17 protein-coding genes and 1 tRNA gene are annotated in these 21,541 nt (G+C 37.6%); 12 read left to right on the top strand and 6 right to left on the bottom strand.

The annotated features are described in order from the left end of the window. The 4 genes from GWI97_RS01320 to GWI97_RS01305 form a co-directional block, all read right to left on the bottom strand. On the bottom strand, positions 1-1,704 hold a 1,704-nt coding region (locus GWI97_RS01320), incomplete at its 3' end, for a hypothetical protein (protein WP_202609387.1). Between the two features lie 111 nt (positions 1,705-1,815). Beyond that, the gene (locus GWI97_RS01315) at positions 1,816-2,679 is read right to left on the bottom strand and encodes a YjjW family glycine radical enzyme activase (RefSeq protein WP_036934312.1); all 864 of its coding nucleotides are present in this window, start codon (positions 2,677-2,679) and stop codon (positions 1,816-1,818) included. Beyond that, a complete protein-coding gene (locus tag GWI97_RS01310) occupies positions 2,651-4,192 on the bottom strand; it encodes a YjjI family glycine radical enzyme (RefSeq protein ID WP_036934309.1) in 1,542 nt (513 codons plus the stop codon). The genes GWI97_RS01315 and GWI97_RS01310 overlap by 29 nt, the downstream gene beginning before the upstream one ends. 226 nt (positions 4,193-4,418) lie before the next feature. After that, complete coding sequence (locus GWI97_RS01305) at positions 4,419-5,147, bottom strand: YtjB family periplasmic protein (RefSeq protein ID WP_052038430.1); 729 nt, start codon at positions 5,145-5,147, stop codon at positions 4,419-4,421. 109 nt (positions 5,148-5,256) lie between these two features. Between GWI97_RS01305 and serB the strand changes: the two genes are divergently transcribed. The 9 genes from serB to GWI97_RS01260 all read left to right on the top strand — a co-directional run bounded on the left by serB (position 5,257) and on the right by GWI97_RS01260 (position 16,862). Continuing rightward, on the top strand, positions 5,257-6,234 hold the full coding sequence (gene serB / locus GWI97_RS01300) for a phosphoserine phosphatase (RefSeq protein WP_036934307.1): 978 nt from the start codon (positions 5,257-5,259) through the stop codon (positions 6,232-6,234). A gap of 38 nt (positions 6,235-6,272) precedes the next feature. Next, a complete protein-coding gene (gene radA / locus GWI97_RS01295) occupies positions 6,273-7,664 on the top strand; it encodes a DNA repair protein RadA (RefSeq protein WP_036934306.1) in 1,392 nt (463 codons plus the stop codon). Between the two features lie 11 nt (positions 7,665-7,675). Further along, positions 7,676-8,920 (top strand): multifunctional transcriptional regulator/nicotinamide-nucleotide adenylyltransferase/ribosylnicotinamide kinase NadR, encoded by a 1,245-nt coding sequence (nadR, locus tag GWI97_RS01290; protein WP_036934305.1) that lies wholly within the window; start codon positions 7,676-7,678, stop codon positions 8,918-8,920. A gap of 383 nt (positions 8,921-9,303) precedes the next feature. Continuing rightward, on the top strand, positions 9,304-10,443 hold the full coding sequence (locus GWI97_RS01285) for an ElyC/SanA/YdcF family protein (RefSeq protein WP_161751808.1): 1,140 nt from the start codon (positions 9,304-9,306) through the stop codon (positions 10,441-10,443). A 156-nt stretch (positions 10,444-10,599) separates the two neighbouring features. Continuing rightward, positions 10,600-12,156, top strand: coding sequence for an alpha/beta hydrolase-fold protein (locus GWI97_RS01280; RefSeq protein ID WP_226905384.1), 1,557 nt, complete (start codon positions 10,600-10,602; stop codon positions 12,154-12,156). A gap of 200 nt (positions 12,157-12,356) precedes the next feature. Continuing rightward, positions 12,357-13,796 (top strand): alkaline phosphatase, encoded by a 1,440-nt coding sequence (phoA, locus tag GWI97_RS01275; RefSeq protein ID WP_161751807.1) that lies wholly within the window; start codon positions 12,357-12,359, stop codon positions 13,794-13,796. Between the two features lie 421 nt (positions 13,797-14,217). Continuing rightward, positions 14,218-15,849 (top strand): Na/Pi cotransporter family protein, encoded by a 1,632-nt coding sequence (locus GWI97_RS01270; protein ID WP_036934303.1) that lies wholly within the window; start codon positions 14,218-14,220, stop codon positions 15,847-15,849. A gap of 2 nt (positions 15,850-15,851) precedes the next feature. Then, the gene (locus tag GWI97_RS01265) at positions 15,852-16,400 is read left to right on the top strand and encodes a GNAT family N-acetyltransferase (RefSeq protein WP_087803377.1); all 549 of its coding nucleotides are present in this window, start codon (positions 15,852-15,854) and stop codon (positions 16,398-16,400) included. A gap of 198 nt (positions 16,401-16,598) precedes the next feature. Then, positions 16,599-16,862 carry a DUF1435 family protein gene (locus tag GWI97_RS01260; RefSeq protein WP_087803379.1) on the top strand — a complete coding sequence of 88 codons (264 nt, stop codon included), beginning with the start codon at positions 16,599-16,601 and terminating at the stop codon, positions 16,860-16,862. A 60-nt stretch (positions 16,863-16,922) separates the two neighbouring features. Here GWI97_RS01260 and GWI97_RS01255 read toward each other — a convergent pair. Together GWI97_RS01255 and rsmC are read right to left on the bottom strand one after the other, a co-directional pair. Next, positions 16,923-17,009, bottom strand: a tRNA-Leu gene (locus tag GWI97_RS01255). Positions 17,010-17,178: 169 nt separating this feature from the next. Then, positions 17,179-18,195 carry a 16S rRNA (guanine(1207)-N(2))-methyltransferase RsmC gene (gene rsmC / locus GWI97_RS01250; RefSeq protein ID WP_072064368.1) on the bottom strand — a complete coding sequence of 339 codons (1,017 nt, stop codon included), beginning with the start codon at positions 18,193-18,195 and terminating at the stop codon, positions 17,179-17,181. 129 nt (positions 18,196-18,324) lie between these two features. On the opposite strand from rsmC, the gene GWI97_RS01245 reads away from it, so the two are divergent. The 3 genes from GWI97_RS01245 to prfC all read left to right on the top strand — a co-directional run bounded on the left by GWI97_RS01245 (position 18,325) and on the right by prfC (position 21,439). Further along, positions 18,325-18,735, top strand: a complete 411-nt coding sequence (locus tag GWI97_RS01245; protein WP_036934300.1) for a DNA polymerase III subunit psi — start codon at positions 18,325-18,327, stop codon at positions 18,733-18,735. Further along, on the top strand, positions 18,704-19,150 hold the full coding sequence (rimI, locus tag GWI97_RS01240) for a ribosomal protein S18-alanine N-acetyltransferase (RefSeq protein ID WP_036934298.1): 447 nt from the start codon (positions 18,704-18,706) through the stop codon (positions 19,148-19,150). Before GWI97_RS01245 ends, rimI begins: the two co-directional genes overlap by 32 nt. Positions 19,151-19,849: 699 nt before the next feature. Beyond that, complete coding sequence (gene prfC / locus GWI97_RS01235) at positions 19,850-21,439, top strand: peptide chain release factor 3 (protein WP_036934296.1); 1,590 nt, start codon at positions 19,850-19,852, stop codon at positions 21,437-21,439. The last annotated feature ends 102 nt before the right edge of the window (positions 21,440-21,541 follow it).

The raw sequence follows: 21,541 nt of genomic DNA, 5'->3' as shown, positions 1-21,541 counted from the left end.
GTTGGCTTTATCGGCTTGCTCTTTAGCTAGGTGCTCTTGCTCAGCGTTGGCTTTATCGGCTTGTTCTTTAGCTAAACGCTCTTTTTCAGCTTGAGCTTCTTGTTGTTTGGCTATCTCGGCTAAGCGTTCTTTTTCTCTTGCATCGTCAGTAAATTTTTGTTTTTCATTATTAAAGTATTCATTACTGATTTTATTACTCTTCCAAATGACTTGGCGCCAATTATTATGTTTATCAGTAGATAAACCATAAATAATTCTTCCATCGTCAGTAATTGAATGTGCTTCAGAATCATTACCTTCGTCAAGGGTTCCTAAATCGTACATGATTTCGTTTGAGTAAAGAAAGGCATGACGATGGAATATAATAAACGTTTCCGGCCCTTTTTTTGATGAATCCATTGGGATTGTATCGTAATTATAATGATCCGTTTCAGACCATCCCACGATATATTGACCATCAGCTGAGATATCCATAGCTCTTGCATTTCGAAATTGTGCTTCATTTGTTTTTTTAGAAAGGTTACCTATATTCTTCAGCTTATCGTTCGAGAAATCATAGAGTAGTGCATGGCTAAAAAGTGAAGAAGATTTTTTTATGCTATGAGGTAGTTTTATTTCATAATCAGCATGCCAAATTTCGCCCCAGCCAACACTATAATTGCCATTTTCTGAAAAAGCAGTAAATTTAGATGAACCAAAATCAGAGTAGCTCACTTCTTTTATTGGCCCTTCTTTTCTAGTAATAAAAGCTACTTTAGGATATCCAGCATCAATGAGTTGTTTTTTAGATAGATTTCTATCGAGTTGGCCAATAATTACCTGAGCATTATCACTTACTTTTTGGATATCAACATTTCTTTTCTTTATTTTATCTAAAATTGGAGGAGAGCTTATTGCTAAAAGTAAGATGTCTTTTTCAGGGTGCGCTGGTAAATAATGGTTAATATTTTCAATGCTAAGGATAAAACTTTCTTTTTTAGCTATATCATATATATGTAAATTTTTTTCTTTATTTGAGGAATATAAAATAAAGTTACCATCTTTAGTAAGATGATGAATATTTATCTTATTATCTAGGATTGTAAATATATCATTTCTACTATTGTAGATAAAAGTATGACATAAAGGATAACCTGAGCAACCATTAACGTCATAAGTTATCTCAGTTAACCTTGATTTAGACTCTGTTGCATAACCAACGATAACTTCACCATTATAAGAGATTCTATCTAGATAAAGGGTATCTAATCGTTCATCTCTCCCCTTATTTATTTTCTTATGAGTGATACCGCCATCTGTGCTGATAAATAATTCACTGGGAAGAATGCTTTCATTAAAAAATGATGACTTTCTTATATCGTAAGACGGTAGCTCTTTTTGATTTTCATTATTTATATTATCTGCAAATATATTATATTTTAAAAGCGTATCATCATCTACGGCAGTATAAACATAGACACTTCCCAAAGGAGTAAATAGTTTTTGATTATAATTAGTCTTATCTAATATTTTACCATGTTTATATTTTATATCGTTATGTTTATTATTTCGAAGTTGATAATATTGGGTTGCATTATTTGAAATGCTAAAGGGTTTATAATTTGAATTACCCATATCTTTTATATCATAATTAGCATGGGAATTAATTGGAAATATATATATTGAGTATGTTATCAATAATATTGATTTATGTTTTATTTTCATAGCAGGAGCCCATAAAGAGATTTTCTAAATGAGATTATCTTCTGAGTTAATTAAAGTCAAATAGATAAGTTTGCATAAATTATAATATTTAATGGGGTTGAATTATTATATTTAATAAATATTTTGTATTTTAATTGAATTAATGTTTCTAGCTTTAAATTCATTCGTTAAAATAATAACTTCTTGTTGAGAAGCTGCACGCCAATTGCTGGCTTCTCCATAAACACCATGTTGATGGAATGCATTAATACGGATCAATACAGATTCACCAAGTGAATTAATAAATTGAGAAAGTAATTCAATATTCTCTAAATAATCAGTTTTCTCCGGAATATATAAAAGGCGTAATTCTGTAAGTAAATTATTCTTAGCTAACCATTTGATTGATTCTTTAATCCGTTGATTACCTCTACCCGTTAAATAAATATGAGTATCTTCATTCCAACTTTTTAAATCGATCATGGCACCATCCATAAAGGGAGCGATTTTTTGCCAGCCATTAAGGGAAAGAGTGCCATTACTGTCGATTAAACAAGTAAGGTGTTTAAGATCGGGTGCTTCTTTGATTGCTTTAAAATAATCAATCAAAAAAGGTAGCTGTAACGTGGATTCACCACCGCTTACTGTGATGCCATTAATAAATGCTGCATATTTGCGTGTAATAGCCATTAGCTCATCAACAGTATAGGTTAATGTCATCGGGCTTGATTGTCGTGGGCATTGTTGAATACAAGTGTCACATTGTTCACAACTGGTGCTGTTCCAACTTATCACACCATTTTGTAATGAAAGTGCTTGCTGTGGGCAAGTTGGAATGCAGTCACCACAATTGTCACAGATCCCCATCGTGTAAGGATTGTGACAATTTTTACACCGCAGGTTACACCCTTGCAGAAAGATGGCTAGACGATTGCCTGGGCCATCAACACAAGAGAAAGGGAGTATCTTATTTATCGAAGCGCATCTGCTGTTCATGACTGATAACTCGTGGTTTACGTTCAGCGATATGGCAGTTTGCTGTGGCTTCATCACCTAACCAAGTGGTATTAAGGCGGGAGCCTTCTTCTTTGTATTTTTTTAAATCCGATAAACGCACCATATAACCTGTAACACGAACGAGGTCATTACCACCTACATTGGCAGTAAATTCTCTTAATCCAGAGGAAAATGCCCCTAAGCAGAGTTGCATTAGGGCATCAGGATTTTGTTTGATGGTTTCATCAACCGTTAAAATATCGCTAATTCCTGAGGTATAAAATTGATGGTGAGGAGCAACCGTTATTAAGTGGGTAACAGGATCAGGCTCTTTACCATAAGGAATGCGAGTTGCAGGGGTTGTGCCAATATCAGAACTAATACCTGATTGTGCATGCAACATAGCTCGATGCTTCCAACCATATTTAACCGGTGTATCTGCGACAAATTGTGCTAGTTTTTCACTGATAACATAACTGAGTTTATTGGCAGATTCATTATCACCATAGGCAACTTGCTTGCCTTCTTTTTCAAGTAAAAACGCTACTGCTTCTGCCATGCCATAAATACCAAACATAGGGGCAAAACGATCAGGTGAGATCAATCCTTCTTCAACTAAGAAACTCTGTTTAAAGAAGTTAGATTTCTCATAGAGAAACTCACAACGAGCATCAATGATCTCAATCTGTTTTTGCATATAAAAAGGCAATACATTATTAAGAAAATCAGAGCTATTTTGGCTACGTTGTGCAACCTCTTTGAGGTTTATACGCACTAAGGTGCTACCACCACCACTTTGAGGTAAGGAGTTATAACAACTTACAATGCCATATTCATCTTTACCAAATACCGCATCTTGCAATGTGCCGTTGGCAATATGGGGTTTGCTACTATGGCAAATATTGGTGATGGCTTGATGCAATAAGTCAGAAGGTGTTGAATTTGCATCATAAATAAACGTGAGATTGGGGGCGACTTGTTGAAGCTCAACATCCACTTTAAGAATTAAACGTGTAAGAACAGAGTCTTCTGGACCAATATTGGCGTGCATAAAAGCATCTGGGAGTGTTCTATCAAGATAGCGCCAGAAGCGCTTTAATTTTGGGTAAAGTTGCTCTTCGGTTAGCTCGCCAACATAAGGTAGTAGGATTTTATCAATACGGCCTAAATAAACAGGCATAGAGGTTACAGAAGGAACATGATGATAAAGGATAGTCAGCATGTTTAAAGCGTCGTCAAAGTCTTGCGCGGGCTCTAGCTCTAAATAACGAGAACCTTGCGCTAAAAACTTCGCATAATCAGGTAAAACATAACGCGGTTTATATGGGGCGTGACCTTCATACATATCACAGATAACCCGTTCATTAAGCGCTTTAGTTGCATCCTCAGGAAGTGATGGATAAGGCAACATATTTTCAGCTTCTAATGCAAGAAAATGGCGTTTTTGTTCAGGAGAAAGGGTTGGATTTTCTACGATTTGTCGACAACGTTGGATAACGGATTGTTCAGTCATAACCACCTCAGTACTCAAAGAGCCAGAAAAAGATTTAAAACTTATCTTTTTAGGTTAATGACTTGGTTGAAATTTACCGTGACTTTAAACAAAACCCCTTTAAAGATTAAGGAAATAGCACAAAAATACGCATAAATTAGATATATCTAAATAACTGAGGTTAAAAAAGTGAGCTTAGCTAATTATTGACTAAACTCACTGAGTCATTTGTTAAAAGAATAAAGCGTTATGTTTTACCTATTCTATTATCAGTGTCATTATTTTCCTCTTTGACACTCTCTTTTGATTCATTTTCTTCATGATTTTCGTTTTCTTCAACGTCCTCTTTTTCAGTACGAGGCGGCAAATTGGCCGTTAATAAATAGGGGGATTGTTGCCAATGAACGGGGGTTAACTGAAGCAGGTTATGAGAAAGCAAAAAGCCAATGGCAAGTGCAACTAATAACATGACGCGTAATAAATTCGTTGTGTTATCGACTTGACTTGATTCTGTGATCAACTGATGAGTATCTAATGTCAGCCTTAAAAAACCTTTTGGTTTATCTTTACCCGGTACGGGAACAACAAGTTGGTGATTAAAAGAACCGCCACTCTTTTGCCCTTCTAGTGCTAATCGCTCTTTAACAGTGACATTTTCACCACTATGCGCTATTTGTGTCCCATCTTCTAAATAAAGACTGGCGTCAAGCACCCGACTATTGTGGGTAAGATGATTTAAATTAGCCATAATGAGGGGATTTACGTTATCTTTGCTACTGTCATCCAGATACGTGGATAAAGAGAACGCAACTTGTTCTGCCAGCGTTTTTGCAAGCTCTTCAAACTGGGTAATACGGGCATGCTGATTAGCACGGCTAAAATAAGACGCGCCTTGCATAAGAAATGCCAATAGTGCGATACAAATCAGTATAATCGCCGTTTTTTGTAGTTTGAATTTTAGTTTGTCTTTAAGCATGTTCATCCTTTTGCGTAAGCAAGTATGTGCATGTTGCCAGATGAGCCTGAGATAGAATAGGCTGAATAACGATTATTTTGTTCAGACAGGGGAAAACAGGAGAATAAGTATGTCAAATAGTCTGACCTATTGCTATTTACCGGATGAAATCCGTAAATGGCCAGGTCTGCCGTTATCACTCAGTGGCGAAGAGGTAATGCCACTAGATTACCGCGCTGGCGATAGTGGGTGGTTACTTTATGGACGTGAACTTGATAAGAAAAGAATAAGCGAATTCCAACATAAATTAGGTGTGGCAATCGTGGTGGTTTCTTCATGGCGTATTGATGATTACCAAGTGGTGCGTATTGCAGGTAGTCTAACTCGTCGAATTCGCCGTTTATCTGATGAATGTGGCCTAGATGTTGTCCCTCTCGGTGAAATCCCTCGCTTACGTTCTCCTGGGCTTTTAGTGATGGATATGGATTCAACGGCTATTCAAATTGAGTGTATTGATGAAATCGCTAAACTTGCGGGAGTTGGAGATAAAGTTACGGCAATAACAGAACGCGCGATGCAAGGCGAAATGGATTTTAGTGAAAGTTTAAAACTCCGTGTTGCTGAACTTAAAGGCGCGGACGCTTCTATTTTACAAAAAGTGATGGATGATTTACCACTAATGCCAGGATTAACGAGCTTAGTGCGCAAACTTCAGGCAATGGATTGGCATATTGCTATCGCATCTGGGGGTTTTACTTATTTTGCTGATAACTTAAAACAAAAATTACGTTTAGTGGCTGCTGTTGCTAACCATCTTGAAATTAAAGATGGCAAACTAACAGGTAAAGTTAAAGGCACCATTGTTGATGCGAAATACAAAGCACAAGTGCTTGCGCGTTTAGCAAAAGATTTAGAGATCCCAATGGAGCAAACCATTGCCATTGGTGATGGCGCAAACGATCTTAAAATGTTAAGAAAAGCCGGACTGGGTATTGCTTATCATGCAAAACCTAAAGTGTATGCTCAGGCAAAAGTGGCTATTCGTCATGCTGATTTAATGGGTGTGATGTGTATTTTAAGTGGTGGTTTAAAACACGAAGAACGCTAAAAGGCGTTTTTTAGAATGATTATCATAGGGAGAGATGTGTGGCAAAAGCAGCTAAAAGAGCCTTTGTATGTAATGAATGTGGTGCAGATTATCCTCGTTGGCAAGGGCAATGTTCGGCTTGCCATGCGTGGAATACAATTACAGAAATTCGTCTTGCAGCTGCGCCTTCTTCCCGTAATGAGCGCTTTAGTGGATTTGCTGGTGATGCAAAAGGCGTTAGCCGAGTTCAAAAATTATCTGACATTAGTCTTGAAGCATTACCCCGATTTTCGACAGGATTTAAAGAGTTTGACCGTGTATTAGGCGGTGGTGTTGTTCCTGGAAGTGCAATTTTAATTGGGGGAAGTCCCGGAGCGGGTAAAAGTACGTTATTGCTACAAACTATGTGTCGTCTAGCAACAGAAATGAAAACACTGTACGTCACTGGTGAAGAGTCGCTCCAACAAGTTGCGATGCGAGCACATCGATTAGGTTTACCGACCGCAGAACTGAATATGTTGTCAGAAACCAGCATTGAGCAAATCTGTTTAATTGCTTCACAAGAAAAGCCTAAATTGATGGTGATTGACTCTATTCAAGTGATGCATATGGCGGATATTCAATCTTCACCGGGCAGTGTTGCTCAAGTTCGTGAAACGGCTGCTTATCTGACTCGCTTTGCTAAAACCAATGATGTTGCCATTATTATGGTGGGCCATGTCACAAAAGATGGCACCTTAGCTGGGCCAAAAGTACTGGAACACTGTATTGACTGCTCTGTTATGTTGGATGGCGAAACAGACTCTCGTTTTCGTACTTTACGTAGTCATAAAAACCGTTTTGGTGCTGTTAATGAGTTAGGCGTTTTTGCAATGACTGAGCAAGGATTACGAGAGGTGAGCAATCCTTCAGCTATCTTTTTAAGTCGAGGGGATGAAATCACATCAGGCAGTTCTGTAATGGTGGTATGGGAAGGAACAAGGCCTTTATTGGTTGAGATCCAAGCCTTAGTTGATCACTCAATGCTATCAAATCCGCGTCGTGTGGCTGTGGGATTAGAGCAAAATCGACTCGCTATCCTACTGGCTGTGTTACATCGCCATGGTGGGTTACAAATGTCTGATCAAGACGTTTTTGTCAACGTCGTGGGGGGGGTAAAAGTCACAGAAACGAGTGCAGACTTAGCTTTGTTATTATCATTAGTATCGAGTTTTCGTAATCGCCCTTTACCACGTGATTTAGTGATATTTGGCGAAGTTGGCCTTGCTGGTGAAATTCGCCCTGTACCTAGTGGACAAGAGCGCATCGCAGAAGCAGCAAAACATGGTTTTAAACGCGCTATTGTACCAAGTGCAAATATGCCAAAGAAAAATCCACCGGATATGAAAGTGTATGGTGTGAAAAAACTGTCAGATGCATTATCTGTTCTTGATGATTTAGAAGACTTCTAAAGGAGCTAATTATGGGACCTTTTGATTATATCAAACAGGCTATCAGAAAAAATGGGTATACCTTACAACACGTTGCTGATGAAAGTGATATGACAAAAGGCTATCTTAGCCAATTGATTAATAATAAAATCAAGAGCCCTAGTGCGCAAAAGATGTCCGCATTACACCAATTTTTAGGATTAGAATATCCCATGAAAAAGAAAACAATTGGTGTTATTTTTGGTAAGTTTTATCCTCTTCACACAGGACATATTTATTTAATTCAACGTGCTTGTAGCCAAGTTGATGAATTACATGTGATCCTCTGCCATGACGAACCTCGCGATAAGGATCTATTTATTAACAGTGCGATGTCTCAACAACCCACAGTGAGTGACAGATTGCGCTGGTTATTACAAACCTTTAAATATCAAAAGAATATCCGTATTCATGAGTTTGATGAGCACGGTATCGAACCACAGCCCCATGGCTGGGAAATGTGGAGTGAAGGGATAAAAACCTTTTTGCGTGAAAAACAAATAACGCCTGATTTCATCTATACCAGTGAACGTGATGATGCGGATCAATATAATGCTTTCTTAGGGATTGAAACGGTATTGATTGATCCAGAACGCTCATTTATGAATATCAGTGGCAGTCAAATTCGCCAAGCACCTTTTAAATATTGGGAATATATTCCAACAGAAGTCAAACCTTTCTTTGTACGTACAGTTGCTATTTTAGGCGGTGAATCTAGCGGTAAATCAACGTTAGTCAATAAGCTTGCCAATATTTTTAATACAACCAGTGCATGGGAATATGGTCGTGATTATGTTTTCTCTCATTTAGGGGGAGATGAGATGGCATTGCAATATTCGGACTACGATAAAATTGCATTGGGACATGCTCAATATATTGATTTTGCAGTTAAATATGCCAATAAAGTGGCTTTTATTGATACGGATTTTGTCACCACCCAAGCGTTTTGTTTACGCTATGAAGGTAAAGAACACCCTTTTGTTCAAGCGCTTATTGATGAGTATCGTTTTGATTTAGTGATTGTTTTAGAAAATAATACGCCATGGGTAGCGGATGGTTTACGCAGTTTAGGCAGTGATAAAGATCGTCGCCGTTTTCAAACCTTACTCATGGAAATGCTTGATAAAAACAATATTGAATATATTAAAGTTAACTCTCCCGATTATGACGAACGCTTCTTAAGTTGTGTCGAATTAGTCAGAGAATTATTGATGATGCAATCAAAGCATATTGAGTAAAAATATAATGTAAAAAGCGCCATTAGTGGCGTTTTTACATTGAAGAACAAAATAAATAATACGATTTCAAACTTTTCACTTTCCACTAAAGAATAAATCGTTTTTTTATTCTTTATCACTGATGATCTATCAGAACAAAATCATTAACCAAAAGATAAAAATATATAAAAGAAACTGTCAAATAAGCTATCTACGTAATAATGCTATTTTTTTCAATAAGGTGAAAAAGGTTACTGAAAATTAATTCAGGGATCTTTATGATAGATATTAGGTATAGATTTATCGGTGTGTATTTCTTTTGTCATTAGGTGTGAGGAGTTACACACTCTATCTTCATTCGCTCAGGTGAAGAAGCAGACTATTTTTCGTAAAAGGATAAGATAATGGCGCAACCTTCCCGTGTTTCACTTCATATCAAGAAAACGGTCATTTCGTTAGCGATAGTAGCTTTAGGTTTTACCGTCTCATCAACTGCATTGGCTTACCAAAAAGTTCATCAGCCAGATAATAGTTATCAGCAATATGTTTCTCAGCGTCAAACTGTTGATAGCTTGATCCAAGATGCGTTAGATGCATTTAAGTCGCCGGCACGAGTGTCGGATGCAGGCTTTACAGGAAAACTGCCATCAAATATGGAAATAGTGACGCAAAAATTGCAACAAGCTTATAAGTTAGAGCCTTATCGCCTCGATTTATTATTTAGTACTGCTAGTGCTTATATCTATAACAATGATGTCCCTCGCGCTATTACTATTTATAAACAGATTTTAGAAGCGGCCCCTGATGATATTGATGCGCTAATTTACGTCACTTCGTGGACTCGTTTTGAAGGCAAAGATAAAGAAAGTGAAGCATATTTCAATAAATTAAAATCATTAAATCCGGCTAAAGCTGAAGAAGTCAGTCGTTTTTTTGCAGAGATTGATCGCGTAAGCAAAATGCCGTTAAGTGATAAATTGACACCAGCAGATTTGGCCAAACTAAATAAAACCAAAGATAACAACGCGATTGTGACATTGGGGTATGCCTTAAATCCTGATGGCACAATGAATAAGATTTTAATTGAACGCTTAAATAAAACTTTAGAAGTGGCTAAACAATTACCAGAAGCCATGATTGTCGTTACGGGGGGCGTGCCAAAAGCACATCAAACGGAAGGGAAATTAATGGCCGATTGGTTGGTAAAAAACGGTATTGCACCAGAACGTATTTTCCAAGAGAACTATGCACGTACAACGGTCGAAAATGCGTTATTTAGTCGTTATGCATTAACTAAACATCGTATTAAAACGGCTGTTATTATTAGCTCTGGTAGTCATGTCCGTCGTGCAGACGCAATTTTCACGCTTGCCAGTTGGCAAAGTGGCCCAAGTGATATTACTTACTTAACGGTTGTTGCACCTGATAAACCCTTAGCGGAATTACAAAAAGCGAGCAAATCAGATATCCAAGGCATTTATCGTGATGGCTTAAAGGCGCTGGGCTTATGGAGCTTCCGTAGCTATCCGTTAGAAGAGCGTTAATTTAATATTGGATCATAAAAAAGCTCAAATAAATTATTTGAGCTTTTTTATTTGAGGTTAAAAATAATTTTGATGATATACAGCCATTTTATTTATGGTAATGATAACAATTATCATTACCATTGTTTCTCACAATAGTTAATAATGAGAAATAAAGTGAGAATTCCTCTGATGATATGCATGTTGATGGCCTCTTTTTCAAGTTTTGCCAGTTGCTTAACAGTGACAGAAAATAAAGAAATGACAGGCCAGTTTGATAACGACACGGTGTGTTTTACCACTCATTTAGAAAGTCAACGTTATGTTGAATTAAGCGTAAAAGGGATACAAAATTTACGGTTAGAGAAACAAGATGGTACTCATCTTCGTCATTTATTAAAAGATATTCCCGCTGACGGGCAACAAAAGGTACGTTTTTTATTACCTGAAACTGCTAATTATCAATTAGTTGCACAAGGTGAAGCTAAAAACCAGTGGCTATTCATGCTAACAACACAACCTTATCAACCTTTAGATAAAGATGCTGGTATTGCACCAACTAGCCCTCGTTTGCAAACTCTCGCTAAACAACTTGATCAAAAAAATATTCAGGCATTTTGGCAACAAATACACCAAGAAGGGACTCCTCTGATTGAGCCTTATGATCATGATAAAAAGCGAGTAACTTTTCTCTGGCAAGGCGCAAAAAAGAATGTCTATTTGCTGGGATCACCTGAAGGTAACCATGATCCGTTAACTCATTTACCCAATAGTGATATTTGGTATCGTAGTTATATCGTGCCTAACGATACATTAATGCAATATAAATTAGCCCCTGATGTTCCGGTTATTGAAAATGCAGAACCCTTTGAACAACGTCGCGCGATTTTAACCACAGCACAGGCGGATCCGTTGAATTCTCACGATTCACCAAGTCAGTCAGAGGATATTTATAATCATTTCTCTTTGTTGTCATTAGACCGTCAGCGCGAATGCCATTTGCCTGATATTCTTGATAGAGCAATGAAAGGCAAGACAGAGATTGTTCGCTTTCACAGCGAGATCTTAAATAATGATCGTGAAATAGCACTTTACCTGCCAGCTCAAAAAATGGAAACGCCTCGACTTCTTGTATTATTTGATGGGCAAACTTATCGTCGCCAATATGGTATTGATAAGTTTTTTGATAAACAGATCGAAGAGGGGAAATTACCGCCAATCATGATCCTATTTGTTGACAGTATTGATGGCGATCGACGTGGGATCGAATTACCACCCAATCCTGATTTTTACCGTTTTTTAGCTGATGAATTGTTTGTTTGGTTAGAAAAAGAGAAAGGTATCCATGTCTCGGGGGAAGAAACGATAGTGTCAGGTTCTAGTTATGGTGGATTAGCTTCTTCATGGATTGCATTTAATCGTCCTGAGCGCTTTGGCAAAGTACTCAGTATGTCTGGCTCCTATTGGTGGGCGCCTGAAAATGAAGAACCAGAATGGCTTATTCGTCAATTTAAGCAAGCGGATAAAAAACCATTACAGTTTTTCTTAGAAGCAGGACTATTTGAAAGCCGTGGAGATAAAGGGGGAATTCTAAATAATAATCGCCATCTTAAACAAGTTTTAGAACAAAAAGGTTACCCTGTTAAATCACTCGAAATGGCCAGTGGACATGATTATATCTCTTGGTGTGAAACACTGTATCTGGGAACAAAAGCACTAACACAAGAAAATTAATCTCTCAGGACTCAATCGTAATACAATAGAAGCTTATACAAGATAATGCATAGTATAAGCTTCGTTCTTGTCACTAACCTGTCATAAAGCTGTCATCAAAATTGCTTTTACTCTTCATTTCTTTGTCATTTAACTACCGTAAGCTTTTTCTGACTTAAAACATTAATCTTGTTTTTACTTTAGAGTGCAAGGAAAAAGCTATGTCTCATCGTTACCAACGTTCTATTTTATCCGTTATTGTCACAACGCTATTGGCTGGTGCGAGTTTCTCTTCTTTTGCTGCTCCCGTTGCTGCGGATGCAATTTTGGCACAAGATCGCGCAGCAAAAGGTAATATCACAGAATTTGGCGGTGCTCGCCGTATGACTCAAGATCAAACTGAGGCATTAAAAGCAGCTTTAAATAATAATCAAGCGAAAAATGTGATCCTCTTTATTGGTGATGGTATGGGGGATTCTGAAATCACTGTTGCACGTAACTACGCTGAAGGTGCGGGTGGTTTTTTTAAAGGTATTGATGCATTACCGATGACGGGTCAATATACACACTATTCATTAGACAGAAAAACACAAAAACCTAACTATGTCACAGATTCGGCAGCCTCAGCAACGGCATGGGCTTCGGGTGTGAAAACGTATAATGGTGCATTAGGGATTGATGTATTTGGTAAGGATCATCAAACCATTTTAGAATTAGCAAAAGCCAACGGAAAGGCAACGGGGAACGTGACAACATCAGAAATTCAAGATGCAACACCTGCCGCACTATTTTCTCATGTCACTGGACGTAAATGTTATGGTCCTGTTGAAACCTTAGAAAAATGCTCAACTAATGCATTAGAAAATGGCGGTAAAGGTTCTATCTCTGAGCAACTACTAGTGACTCGTGCAGATGTTACATTAGGGGGCGGTGCAAAAAGTTTTGCTCAAACCGCAGTAGCGGGTGAATACAAAGGTAAAACATTAGAACAACAAGCCATTGAACGTGGTTATCAAATCGTCAAAGATGCTAAATCATTAGACGCCATTACTTTGGCGAATCAAGATAAGCCAGTATTAGGGTTATTCCATGAGGGCAATATGGCTGTAGCGTGGGAAGGGCCTAAAGCGGTTTATCATGGCAATATCAATAACCCGCCATTAGAATGTAAACCTAACTCTAAACTTGACCCTAATGCGCCAACACTGGCACAAATGACCAAAAAAGCGATTGATTTACTGAAAACCAATGAAAATGGCTTCTTCTTACAAGTCGAAAGTGCCTCTATTGATAAGCAAGATCATAATGCTAATCCTTGTGGTCAAATCGGTGAAACAGTTGCGTTAGATGAAGCTGTACAGATCGGTTTAGATTTTGCTAAACAAAACGGTGACACTCTGATTATTGTTACAGCTGACCACGCGCATTCAAGTCAAATTATAGAAGCTGATGTGAAATCAAGTGGATTAACACAAGCACTTATTACCAAAGATGGTGCGGTTATGGTGGTGAATTACGGTAACTCAGAAGAAGGATCTCAAGAGCATACGGGGGCACAATTACGAGTTGCGGCTTACGGTCCACATGCAGCTAATGTAGTTGGATTAACAGATCAAACGGACTTGTTCTTCACCATGCGTGATGCAATGGGCCTGAAATAAATTTAAGTTGATTTAATAGTCTGTCTGAACATGTAGTCGAATTGCCTTACTAAATTGTTGTATTTTTGCGCGACCTAGAGAGATACCCTCTGGTCGCGTTTTTTTATTGAACGTTTGATACATGAAAAATAAAATGATAATAAATCAATGGGTTATTTGTAGTGCGATTTTGAAAATGACATATTCTCTGTTATAATTAACAGAATTTACGAATTAATCTATGTAATATTCTCAACTTCTCCATTGATTATTGTGCTTAAGTTGCAATATCTTTTTGTCTAATAACGCACTGTGTTATTAAGGCATTACCAATAAAAATCTTTTCTCAGATAATTTATCTGCTCATGGTCTTTCTCTTTTTTATGAGATTGAAGGAGAACAGAGTCAAACAAACAATGATAAAAATAAGGTTGTTATTTCTATGCTGACACTGCTTCATTTACTCTCATCAGTCGCGCTTCTTGTATGGGGAACACATATTGTTCGTACTGGGATAATGCGTGTTTTCGGCTCTGATTTGCGCCGAATTTTAGGTAAAAGTATTAATAAAAAATCCAATGCTTTTCTTGCGGGGGTTGGTGTAACGGCATTAGTTCAAAGTAGTAATGCAACGGCACTTTTGGTTATCTCTTTTGTGACGCAAGGGCTGATTTCGATTACGCCTGCACTGGTTATTATGTTGGGGGCGGATGTCGGTACGGCGTTAATGGCGCGAGTACTGACATTTGATCTCTCTTGGTTATCTCCACTTCTTATTCTTATCGGGGTAATTACTTTTTTAAGTCGAAAAAAAGAGCGAGTCGGACAATTAGGGCGTGTAGGTATTGGCCTTGGTTTAATTATTCTTGCTTTGCAACTTATTGTAACATCCGCAGAGCCAATTACACATGCAAGCGCCGTAAAAGCCATTTTTACCTCATTAAGTGGCGATACTGTTTTAGCGCTTTTAGTTGGTGCTTTGTTTGCTATGGTAAGTTATTCAAGTCTTGCCGCGGTGTTATTGACTGCAACATTAAGTGCAACAGGGCTAATGCCATTGTATATCTGCTTATGCATCGTTATTGGCTCTAATATTGGTAGTGGTTTGTTGGCATTAATGAGCAGTCGAGGACAAAGTATTGTCTCACGTCAAGTGGTGTTAGGAAGCCTATTTTTTAAATTAATCGGTGCGTTGCTGGTTTTACCTTGGATAATTATTATTGCAAATAAAATTCAGCAATACGGATTTTCATCTGCTGAAGTCGTGATCTATTTTCATGTTATTTATAATCTCGCACGCTGTGTATTGATGATCCCTTTTGTCGGCATAATGGCAAAATTATGTCAGCGACTTATTCCTGAATTACCGGCTACGGGATCTGAAGTTGCACCTCGTTATTTAGATCAATCAGCGATTGATACTCCATCTTTAGCTATCGCTAATGCGGTTAGAGAATCGCTACGATTAGGTGATGTTGTAGAACAAATGTTGCAACGTTTTACGGCGTTAATGGAAGGCGATCGTCAGCAGAAAAGGGAAATTAGTCAGTTAGAAGAAGAGGTTGAATTACTCCATAGCAGTATTAAATTATATATGGCTCAAATTCAACAGCATGATTTGGGAACAGAGGATTCTCGGCGCTGGGCTGAAATTATTGATACAGCGATGAACTTACAACAATCATCCGCTATCATAGCGCGTATGTCTGCTGAAGTGGTGAGTAAAGGTTTAAATCATCACTTATTTTTATCGGAGGAAGGGCGTCGTGAATTACAGACACTCCTTGAGCGTCTGCAAAGTAATCTGAATCTGGCGATGTCGGTATTTGTTTCCGGCAATATGGAACATGCTCGTAAGTTACGTCGAGCAAAACATCGTTTCCGTTTACTCAACCAACGCTACTCGTTTGCACATGTAGAACGTCTTCATTTGCATAATATACGAAGCATTGAAACCAGTTCTCTGCATACCAGTTTGTTGGGTGATATGAAACGGTTGAATTCCTTATTCTGTGCGGTGGCTTACCACGCACTAGAACGAAGTGAATCATCATCAGAACAGGTTAATCTTTAATAATGAAAAATGTTATTCGTCAATTAACACGAAATGAAATTCCACAAGTTTGGGACATCGATAGAACTGAGCTTATTGAAAAGCTATATGTATTAAAAGAAGGAAAGTTGCTTTTATCAGAGCAGCGCTTTGATATGAAAGGTTGGCCAGAAGGTGAAGCAGAACATTACACCCCTGTTTTACTTGAAAGCTTTGATCGAGGGGCGCCTTTTTGGGGCATTTTTGAACATGATCGATTGGTCGCTGCGGCAAGTGTTGATCCGAAAAAACGCGGTCAAAATGGTACTCTACTTCAACTCTCTTTTTTACATGTTAGCCACCAGCAACGTGGGCAAGGTTTAGCACGAATACTCTTTGGCTATTGTGTGAAATATGCGAAGGAAAACGGTGCAAATGGATTATATATCTCATCAACACCTTCTGAAAATAGTGTGAACTTTTATCAGCATTTAGGCTGTCGCTTAATTGATATTCCTGATCCTGAACTTTATGAAAGAGAGCCAGAAGATATTCATTTGGTCTTTTATTTTATAAAGCCAAATAACGCATAATTTCGTTTATTGATAACATAATAAAATCAAACGCCTTATTGTTAAAATGATAAGGCGTTTTTTGTTTATTATATTTTAATGTATACTTAACCCTTTAAAAAATAAGGATATAAAGTTATTTTTTTTCATTATATAAGTTGATTTGGCATTGGGGTTATATATAATAATGAAAATCATTATCATTAATGGTGAGTTATTATGGCTAAATCAACACGCTTATCTCAAGTCGCTTCTTGGACATCTCGTATCAGTTTATGGGAAATGTTAGCTGTTTCTTCTTTATTTACAGTCATTATGCACTCTATTGCTGGAACATCTGCATTTACGTTAGTTTTAGTCGTTTCAATGCTGTTATCAACATTGATGTTATTCCATAAAAAATTACAGATGTGGGTAATGATCCCCGCTGGCGTAGTGTTGACCTATAGTTTGATGACACTTTTAGTTGCGTATCACGGATAGCAAATAAAACAGTAAAAAGAGGGGTTGAATGGAAGCCAAGGAAAAGAAAGGTTAATTGAGTGGTGCGAAGAGGGGGACTTGAACCCCCACGTCCGTAAGGACACTAACACCTGAAGCTAGCGCGTCTACCAATTCCGCCACCCTCGCAATCTCAACATTATCTTTGCAGATAGGAGGCGAATTCTATGCTTTTTATTTTTGGCGTCAATTATTTTTTTCACTAAATTATCTTAATGATGAAAAATAAAACACCCTGAATTATCACTTAAAATCAGCCTCAAAAATAAAGCCCTGTTTTAGATAACAGGGCTTTTGATTAATCTTTCTTCGTTGCTTGGTAAACTTTGAATTTACCTGTTGATGCGAGTACTTCATGAGAGCCAAACACATGATCGAGTATGTCGGGGTAAGGGATAAAGGAATTCGCTACAATGCGTAATTTACCGCCTTTTTTCAGGTAATTTGGTGCAAGACGAATAATATCTTCGGCTGCTGTATAGCTTGTGCCTAAACCATCATGGAAAGGTGGGTTTGAGATTATCCAATCATAGGTCTCTTCAACGGCAGAATAGACATTACTGGCAATGACTCGACCTTCTAATTCATTCACGTTTAAGGTGGCGATACTAGAAGAAATTGCCGCTGCATTCACATCACACAGTGTCAGTTTCAACATTGGGTTTTTCTTACCGAGTACAGTGGCAAGTACACCACAACCACATGCCATATCCAGTAAATCGCCAACCATTGCATCATCAAAAGTTGAAAGTAATAAACGGCTACCCTCATCTAATGCATTTTGGCTAAAGACACCCGGTAATGCCATTACAGTAAGATCGTCATGGCGGTAAGTTTGCCACCAGTTATTACGGTCAAACAGTGTTTGATATGTTTGAGTACCAAAAAATAAGCTGCAACGGCGTGCTGAATCTATTTTTTTAAGTTTAGCGATACCGTTCATTAATTCAGTGGCACTTTTAACACCGCTACGGTTTTCACCGACGATAAAGATTTCAGTACCCACTTGTAAATTAGAGCAAAGGCTACGCAGTTGGAAAGTGGCTTCGTTTTTATTTTTAGGCCAAAAATAGATCAAGGTATTGCAATATTTCACAAAGGACTGATCTGCAACTAAACCGAAGAGTGCGTTATCACCCATTGATTTTAGTAATGGTAACCACTGGTGATATTGGTTGGTATATGCTCTGACACTTTTCGCCTGAATTTGCGCCGCGAAAGTATCTTGAAGATCACCTGCAATAAGTACATGCCTGTCTGCGAAATGATCTAGGTGACGAAGAATAACTTCGCTAGCAGGGGACAGTGAGGACATTATGATTATTACTCCTTAAAAAACATGAGACGCATGATATCAGATATAAAGAAACCGACGCTATTTATTGGCGTAGTTTATGCCCTCTGATACTATGTACCGTTGTTCTACACTTGATAGGTAAGCATAATGAGCCGTAAAGACAGAATGTTATCCCAACTAGGAATTCGTCAGTGGGTACTTCGTAAGCCTGCCGTGTTAAAAGGCGAGCATTCTGTTCAATTTCCGGATACAACACGTTTACTTATCATTACTGATGATACCGTTGATCTAAATAACGGGCTTTTCTCTGATATTTTTAGCGCCATGGGGATAGATAAAAACGAAATCTATTGTATTACAACAAACGATGTGAGTATGCTCACAGAATCTTTTGATCTTCCCTGCTGGTTATTAGGCACTGATCTCATTCTTCCCTCTGAATATACTTCTTTGAGAAGCCCTTCATTACATCAGTTATATTTTGATGCCGATGCAAAACGCGATCTTTGGAAACAAATCTATCAATATGAAGACCATTTCACCCTTAAACCCTGCTGATTTACCTTTAGCATGGCAAATAGAAAAATTAAGTCATTCATTCCCTTGGAGTGAAGAAACATTTTATAGTAACCAAGGAAGTCATTATTTTAATCTGAAAATTTGCATTGATAATATTATTGTAGGTTTTGCAATTACGCAATTAATATTAGATGAGGCAACTCTTTTTAATATTGCGATTCATCCCGACTATCAAGGGAAAGGTTATGGTAAAGCACTTTTACTTGAACTAATTGAAATTCTTGAGAAAAAAAATATCACTACCTTATGGTTAGAGGTACGAGAATCAAATGAAAAAGCGTTCAATCTCTATGAATCTATAGGATTTAATTTTGTTTCAAAGCGCAAAAATTATTACCCGACAAAAAACGGAAATGAAGATGCGATTATCATGGCTTATCCTATTTCCTTCTAATTAAATATTTATTTAAGTTAAATTTAAAACGTCTTCTTTTAGGCGTTTTTTTTATTTTAAATAGCGTGCATGAATTTGTTTTTTTATTAATTGTATTTAAAATTTATCTTTATTTTTACTTAATGGAAATTTATTGGTTTAATTTCACTTTTGTCATGTTTTCATTGTAAGGTGAATGTGATTATAACAGTGTTAAAATAGTGAATAATATTTGAAATAAGTAAATCGAGTATTTGGTTTTGTTTTAAATAAAGTGATTGTTCTCTAAATATAGAAAAATTAAATTTAAACAAATGTACATTTATTTTGAATCTGATATTCAATCCCGCGTTTAACCAAAAATAAATAGGTTAATTCTTCGTATTATGAGTCGCCTCATAAAGGCAATTTGTAAATTTTTTAGTAAAATAGGTATTTGAGTGCATCAAGGAAAATAATGTTGGTTATATAGGTGTGAGAGCGGTTTTTGTCTCCATGGTGTAAAATAGACACGATTAATTTTTTCAAATACTAGGCATCATTCCTTCAAGCAGATAAAATAGTAACCATTGATTGTTTATACAGACAAGATAGGCGAAAATAAGCGCCAATTAAGATTAACTTGCGGGTTGAATGTCTTTATAGTCACTTTAATTATTAGTTATATAAATATATCAGTGCTTTACATTCACTCGTCTATCAACCAGAAGATCACCATTGATGTCTAATCCTATTTTTCAGCAAGAAGTTGCTCGTCGTAGAACTTTTGCCATTATTTCTCACCCCGATGCGGGGAAAACCACCATCACTGAAAAAGTGTTGTTATTCGGACAAGCTATTCAACGTGCAGGAACCGTAAAAGGGCGTGGTTCAAATCAGCATGCAAAATCTGACTGGATGGAAATGGAAAAACAACGTGGTATTTCTATTACAACCTCAGTCATGCAGTTTCCCTATGCTGATTGTCTTGTTAACTTACTCGATACCCCAGGGCACGAAGACTTCTCTGAAGATACTTATCGTACTTTAACTGCTGTTGACTGCTGTTTAATGGTAATAGACTCCTCTAAAGGGGTTGAAGATCGTACTCGTAAGTTAATGGAAGTAACACGTCTACGTGATACGCCAATCCTGACTTTTATGAATAAACTCGACCGTGATATCCGTGACCCAATGGAATTAATGGACGAAGTTGAAACAGAGCTAAAAATTGCTTGTAGCCCTGTTACTTGGCCTATTGGTTGTGGAAAACTCTTTAAAGGGGTTTATCACATTCTTAAAGATGAAACTTATCTTTATCAAACTGGGCAAGGTCACACTATCCAAAATTCTCGTGTAATTAAAGGATTAGATAATCCTGAACTTGATGAAGCGGTAGGTGATGATTTAGCAAGCCAATTGCGTGACGAATTAGAGCTTGTTTTAGGTGCCTCTCATGAATTTGATCATGAAGCTTTTTTAGCGGGCGAATTAACGCCTGTATTCTTTGGTACTGCATTGGGTAACTTTGGTGTTAACCATATGCTTGATGGCCTTGTAAAATGGGCGCCAGCACCAATGCCTCGTCAAACTGATATGCGCCAAGTGACAGCGAGTGAAGAAACATTTACTGGCTTTGTTTTTAAGATCCAGGCCAATATGGATCCTAAACATCGTGACCGTGTTGCTTTTTTACGTGTTGTGTCAGGTATGTATGATAAAGGGATGAAGTTACACCAAGTCCGAATTAAAAAAGATGTGGTGATTTCCGATGCACTAACCTTTATGGCGGGCGATCGTTCCCATGTTGAACATGCATATCCTGGGGATATTATCGGTCTTCATAACCACGGTACAATTCAAATTGGTGATACCTTTACTCAAGGCGAGATCCTGAAGTTTACGGGGATCCCAAACTTTGCGCCTGAATTATTCCGCCGTATTCGTTTACGTGATCCGCTAAAACAGAAACAGTTACTGAAAGGATTGGTGCAGTTATCAGAAGAAGGTGCTGTACAGGTCTTTAGACCACTAGCAAATAACGATTTAATCGTAGGTGCAGTGGGTGTACTTCAGTTTGATGTGGTTGTGGCAAGACTCAAGAGTGAATATAACGTTGAAGCGATTTATGAGTCCGTTAACGTTTCAACAGCTCGCTGGGTTGAATGTAATAACGAGAAAAAACTCGAAGAGTTTAAACGTAAAAATGAACAAAACTTGGCACTTGATGGTGGGGATAACTTAACGTATATCGCCCCAACGATGGTGAACTTGAACTTAACGCGTGAGCGTTATCCTGATGTTGAGTTTCATCAGACTCGTGAACACTGATACTTGTCATACTTCAAGTTGCAACGTTGTTGACTACGTTCATTCGCACTTTGAATCATTTTGAGTTTTTAACTTAATGAAAAAGCTGCATTTTTAATGTGG

It is taken from the genome of Proteus sp. G2300 (assembly GCF_009915965.1).
GTDB classification, from domain to species: Bacteria; Pseudomonadota; Gammaproteobacteria; order Enterobacterales; family Enterobacteriaceae; genus Proteus; species Proteus vulgaris.
The sequence above is the reverse complement of the archived record's forward strand: the minus strand, read 5'-3'. Positions and strand labels throughout refer to the sequence as shown.

What these genes read in the sequence shown, in the direction of transcription:
- phoA (WP_161751807.1), top strand. Translation starts at nt 12,357, where the DNA reads ATGTCTCATCGTTACCAACGTTCTATTTTATCCGTTATTGTCACAACG.
- rsmC (WP_072064368.1), bottom strand. Translation starts at nt 18,195, where the DNA reads ATGTCCTCACTGTCCCCTGCTAGCGAAGTTATTCTTCGTCACCTAGAT.
- GWI97_RS01265 (WP_087803377.1), top strand. Translation starts at nt 15,852, where the DNA reads ATGAAAAATGTTATTCGTCAATTAACACGAAATGAAATTCCACAAGTT.
- GWI97_RS01305 (WP_052038430.1), bottom strand. Translation starts at nt 5,147, where the DNA reads ATGCTTAAAGACAAACTAAAATTCAAACTACAAAAAACGGCGATTATA.
- GWI97_RS01315 (WP_036934312.1), bottom strand. Translation starts at nt 2,679, where the DNA reads ATGAACAGCAGATGCGCTTCGATAAATAAGATACTCCCTTTCTCTTGT.
- serB (WP_036934307.1), top strand. Translation starts at nt 5,257, where the DNA reads ATGTCAAATAGTCTGACCTATTGCTATTTACCGGATGAAATCCGTAAA.
- GWI97_RS01285 (WP_161751808.1), top strand. Translation starts at nt 9,304, where the DNA reads ATGGCGCAACCTTCCCGTGTTTCACTTCATATCAAGAAAACGGTCATT.
- GWI97_RS01310 (WP_036934309.1), bottom strand. Translation starts at nt 4,192, where the DNA reads ATGACTGAACAATCCGTTATCCAACGTTGTCGACAAATCGTAGAAAAT.
- GWI97_RS01270 (WP_036934303.1), top strand. Translation starts at nt 14,218, where the DNA reads ATGCTGACACTGCTTCATTTACTCTCATCAGTCGCGCTTCTTGTATGG.
- GWI97_RS01245 (WP_036934300.1), top strand. Translation starts at nt 18,325, where the DNA reads ATGAGCCGTAAAGACAGAATGTTATCCCAACTAGGAATTCGTCAGTGG.
- nadR (WP_036934305.1), top strand. Translation starts at nt 7,676, where the DNA reads ATGGGACCTTTTGATTATATCAAACAGGCTATCAGAAAAAATGGGTAT.
- GWI97_RS01260 (WP_087803379.1), top strand. Translation starts at nt 16,599, where the DNA reads ATGGCTAAATCAACACGCTTATCTCAAGTCGCTTCTTGGACATCTCGT.
- prfC (WP_036934296.1), top strand. Translation starts at nt 19,850, where the DNA reads ATGTCTAATCCTATTTTTCAGCAAGAAGTTGCTCGTCGTAGAACTTTT.
- rimI (WP_036934298.1), top strand. Translation starts at nt 18,704, where the DNA reads ATGAAGACCATTTCACCCTTAAACCCTGCTGATTTACCTTTAGCATGG.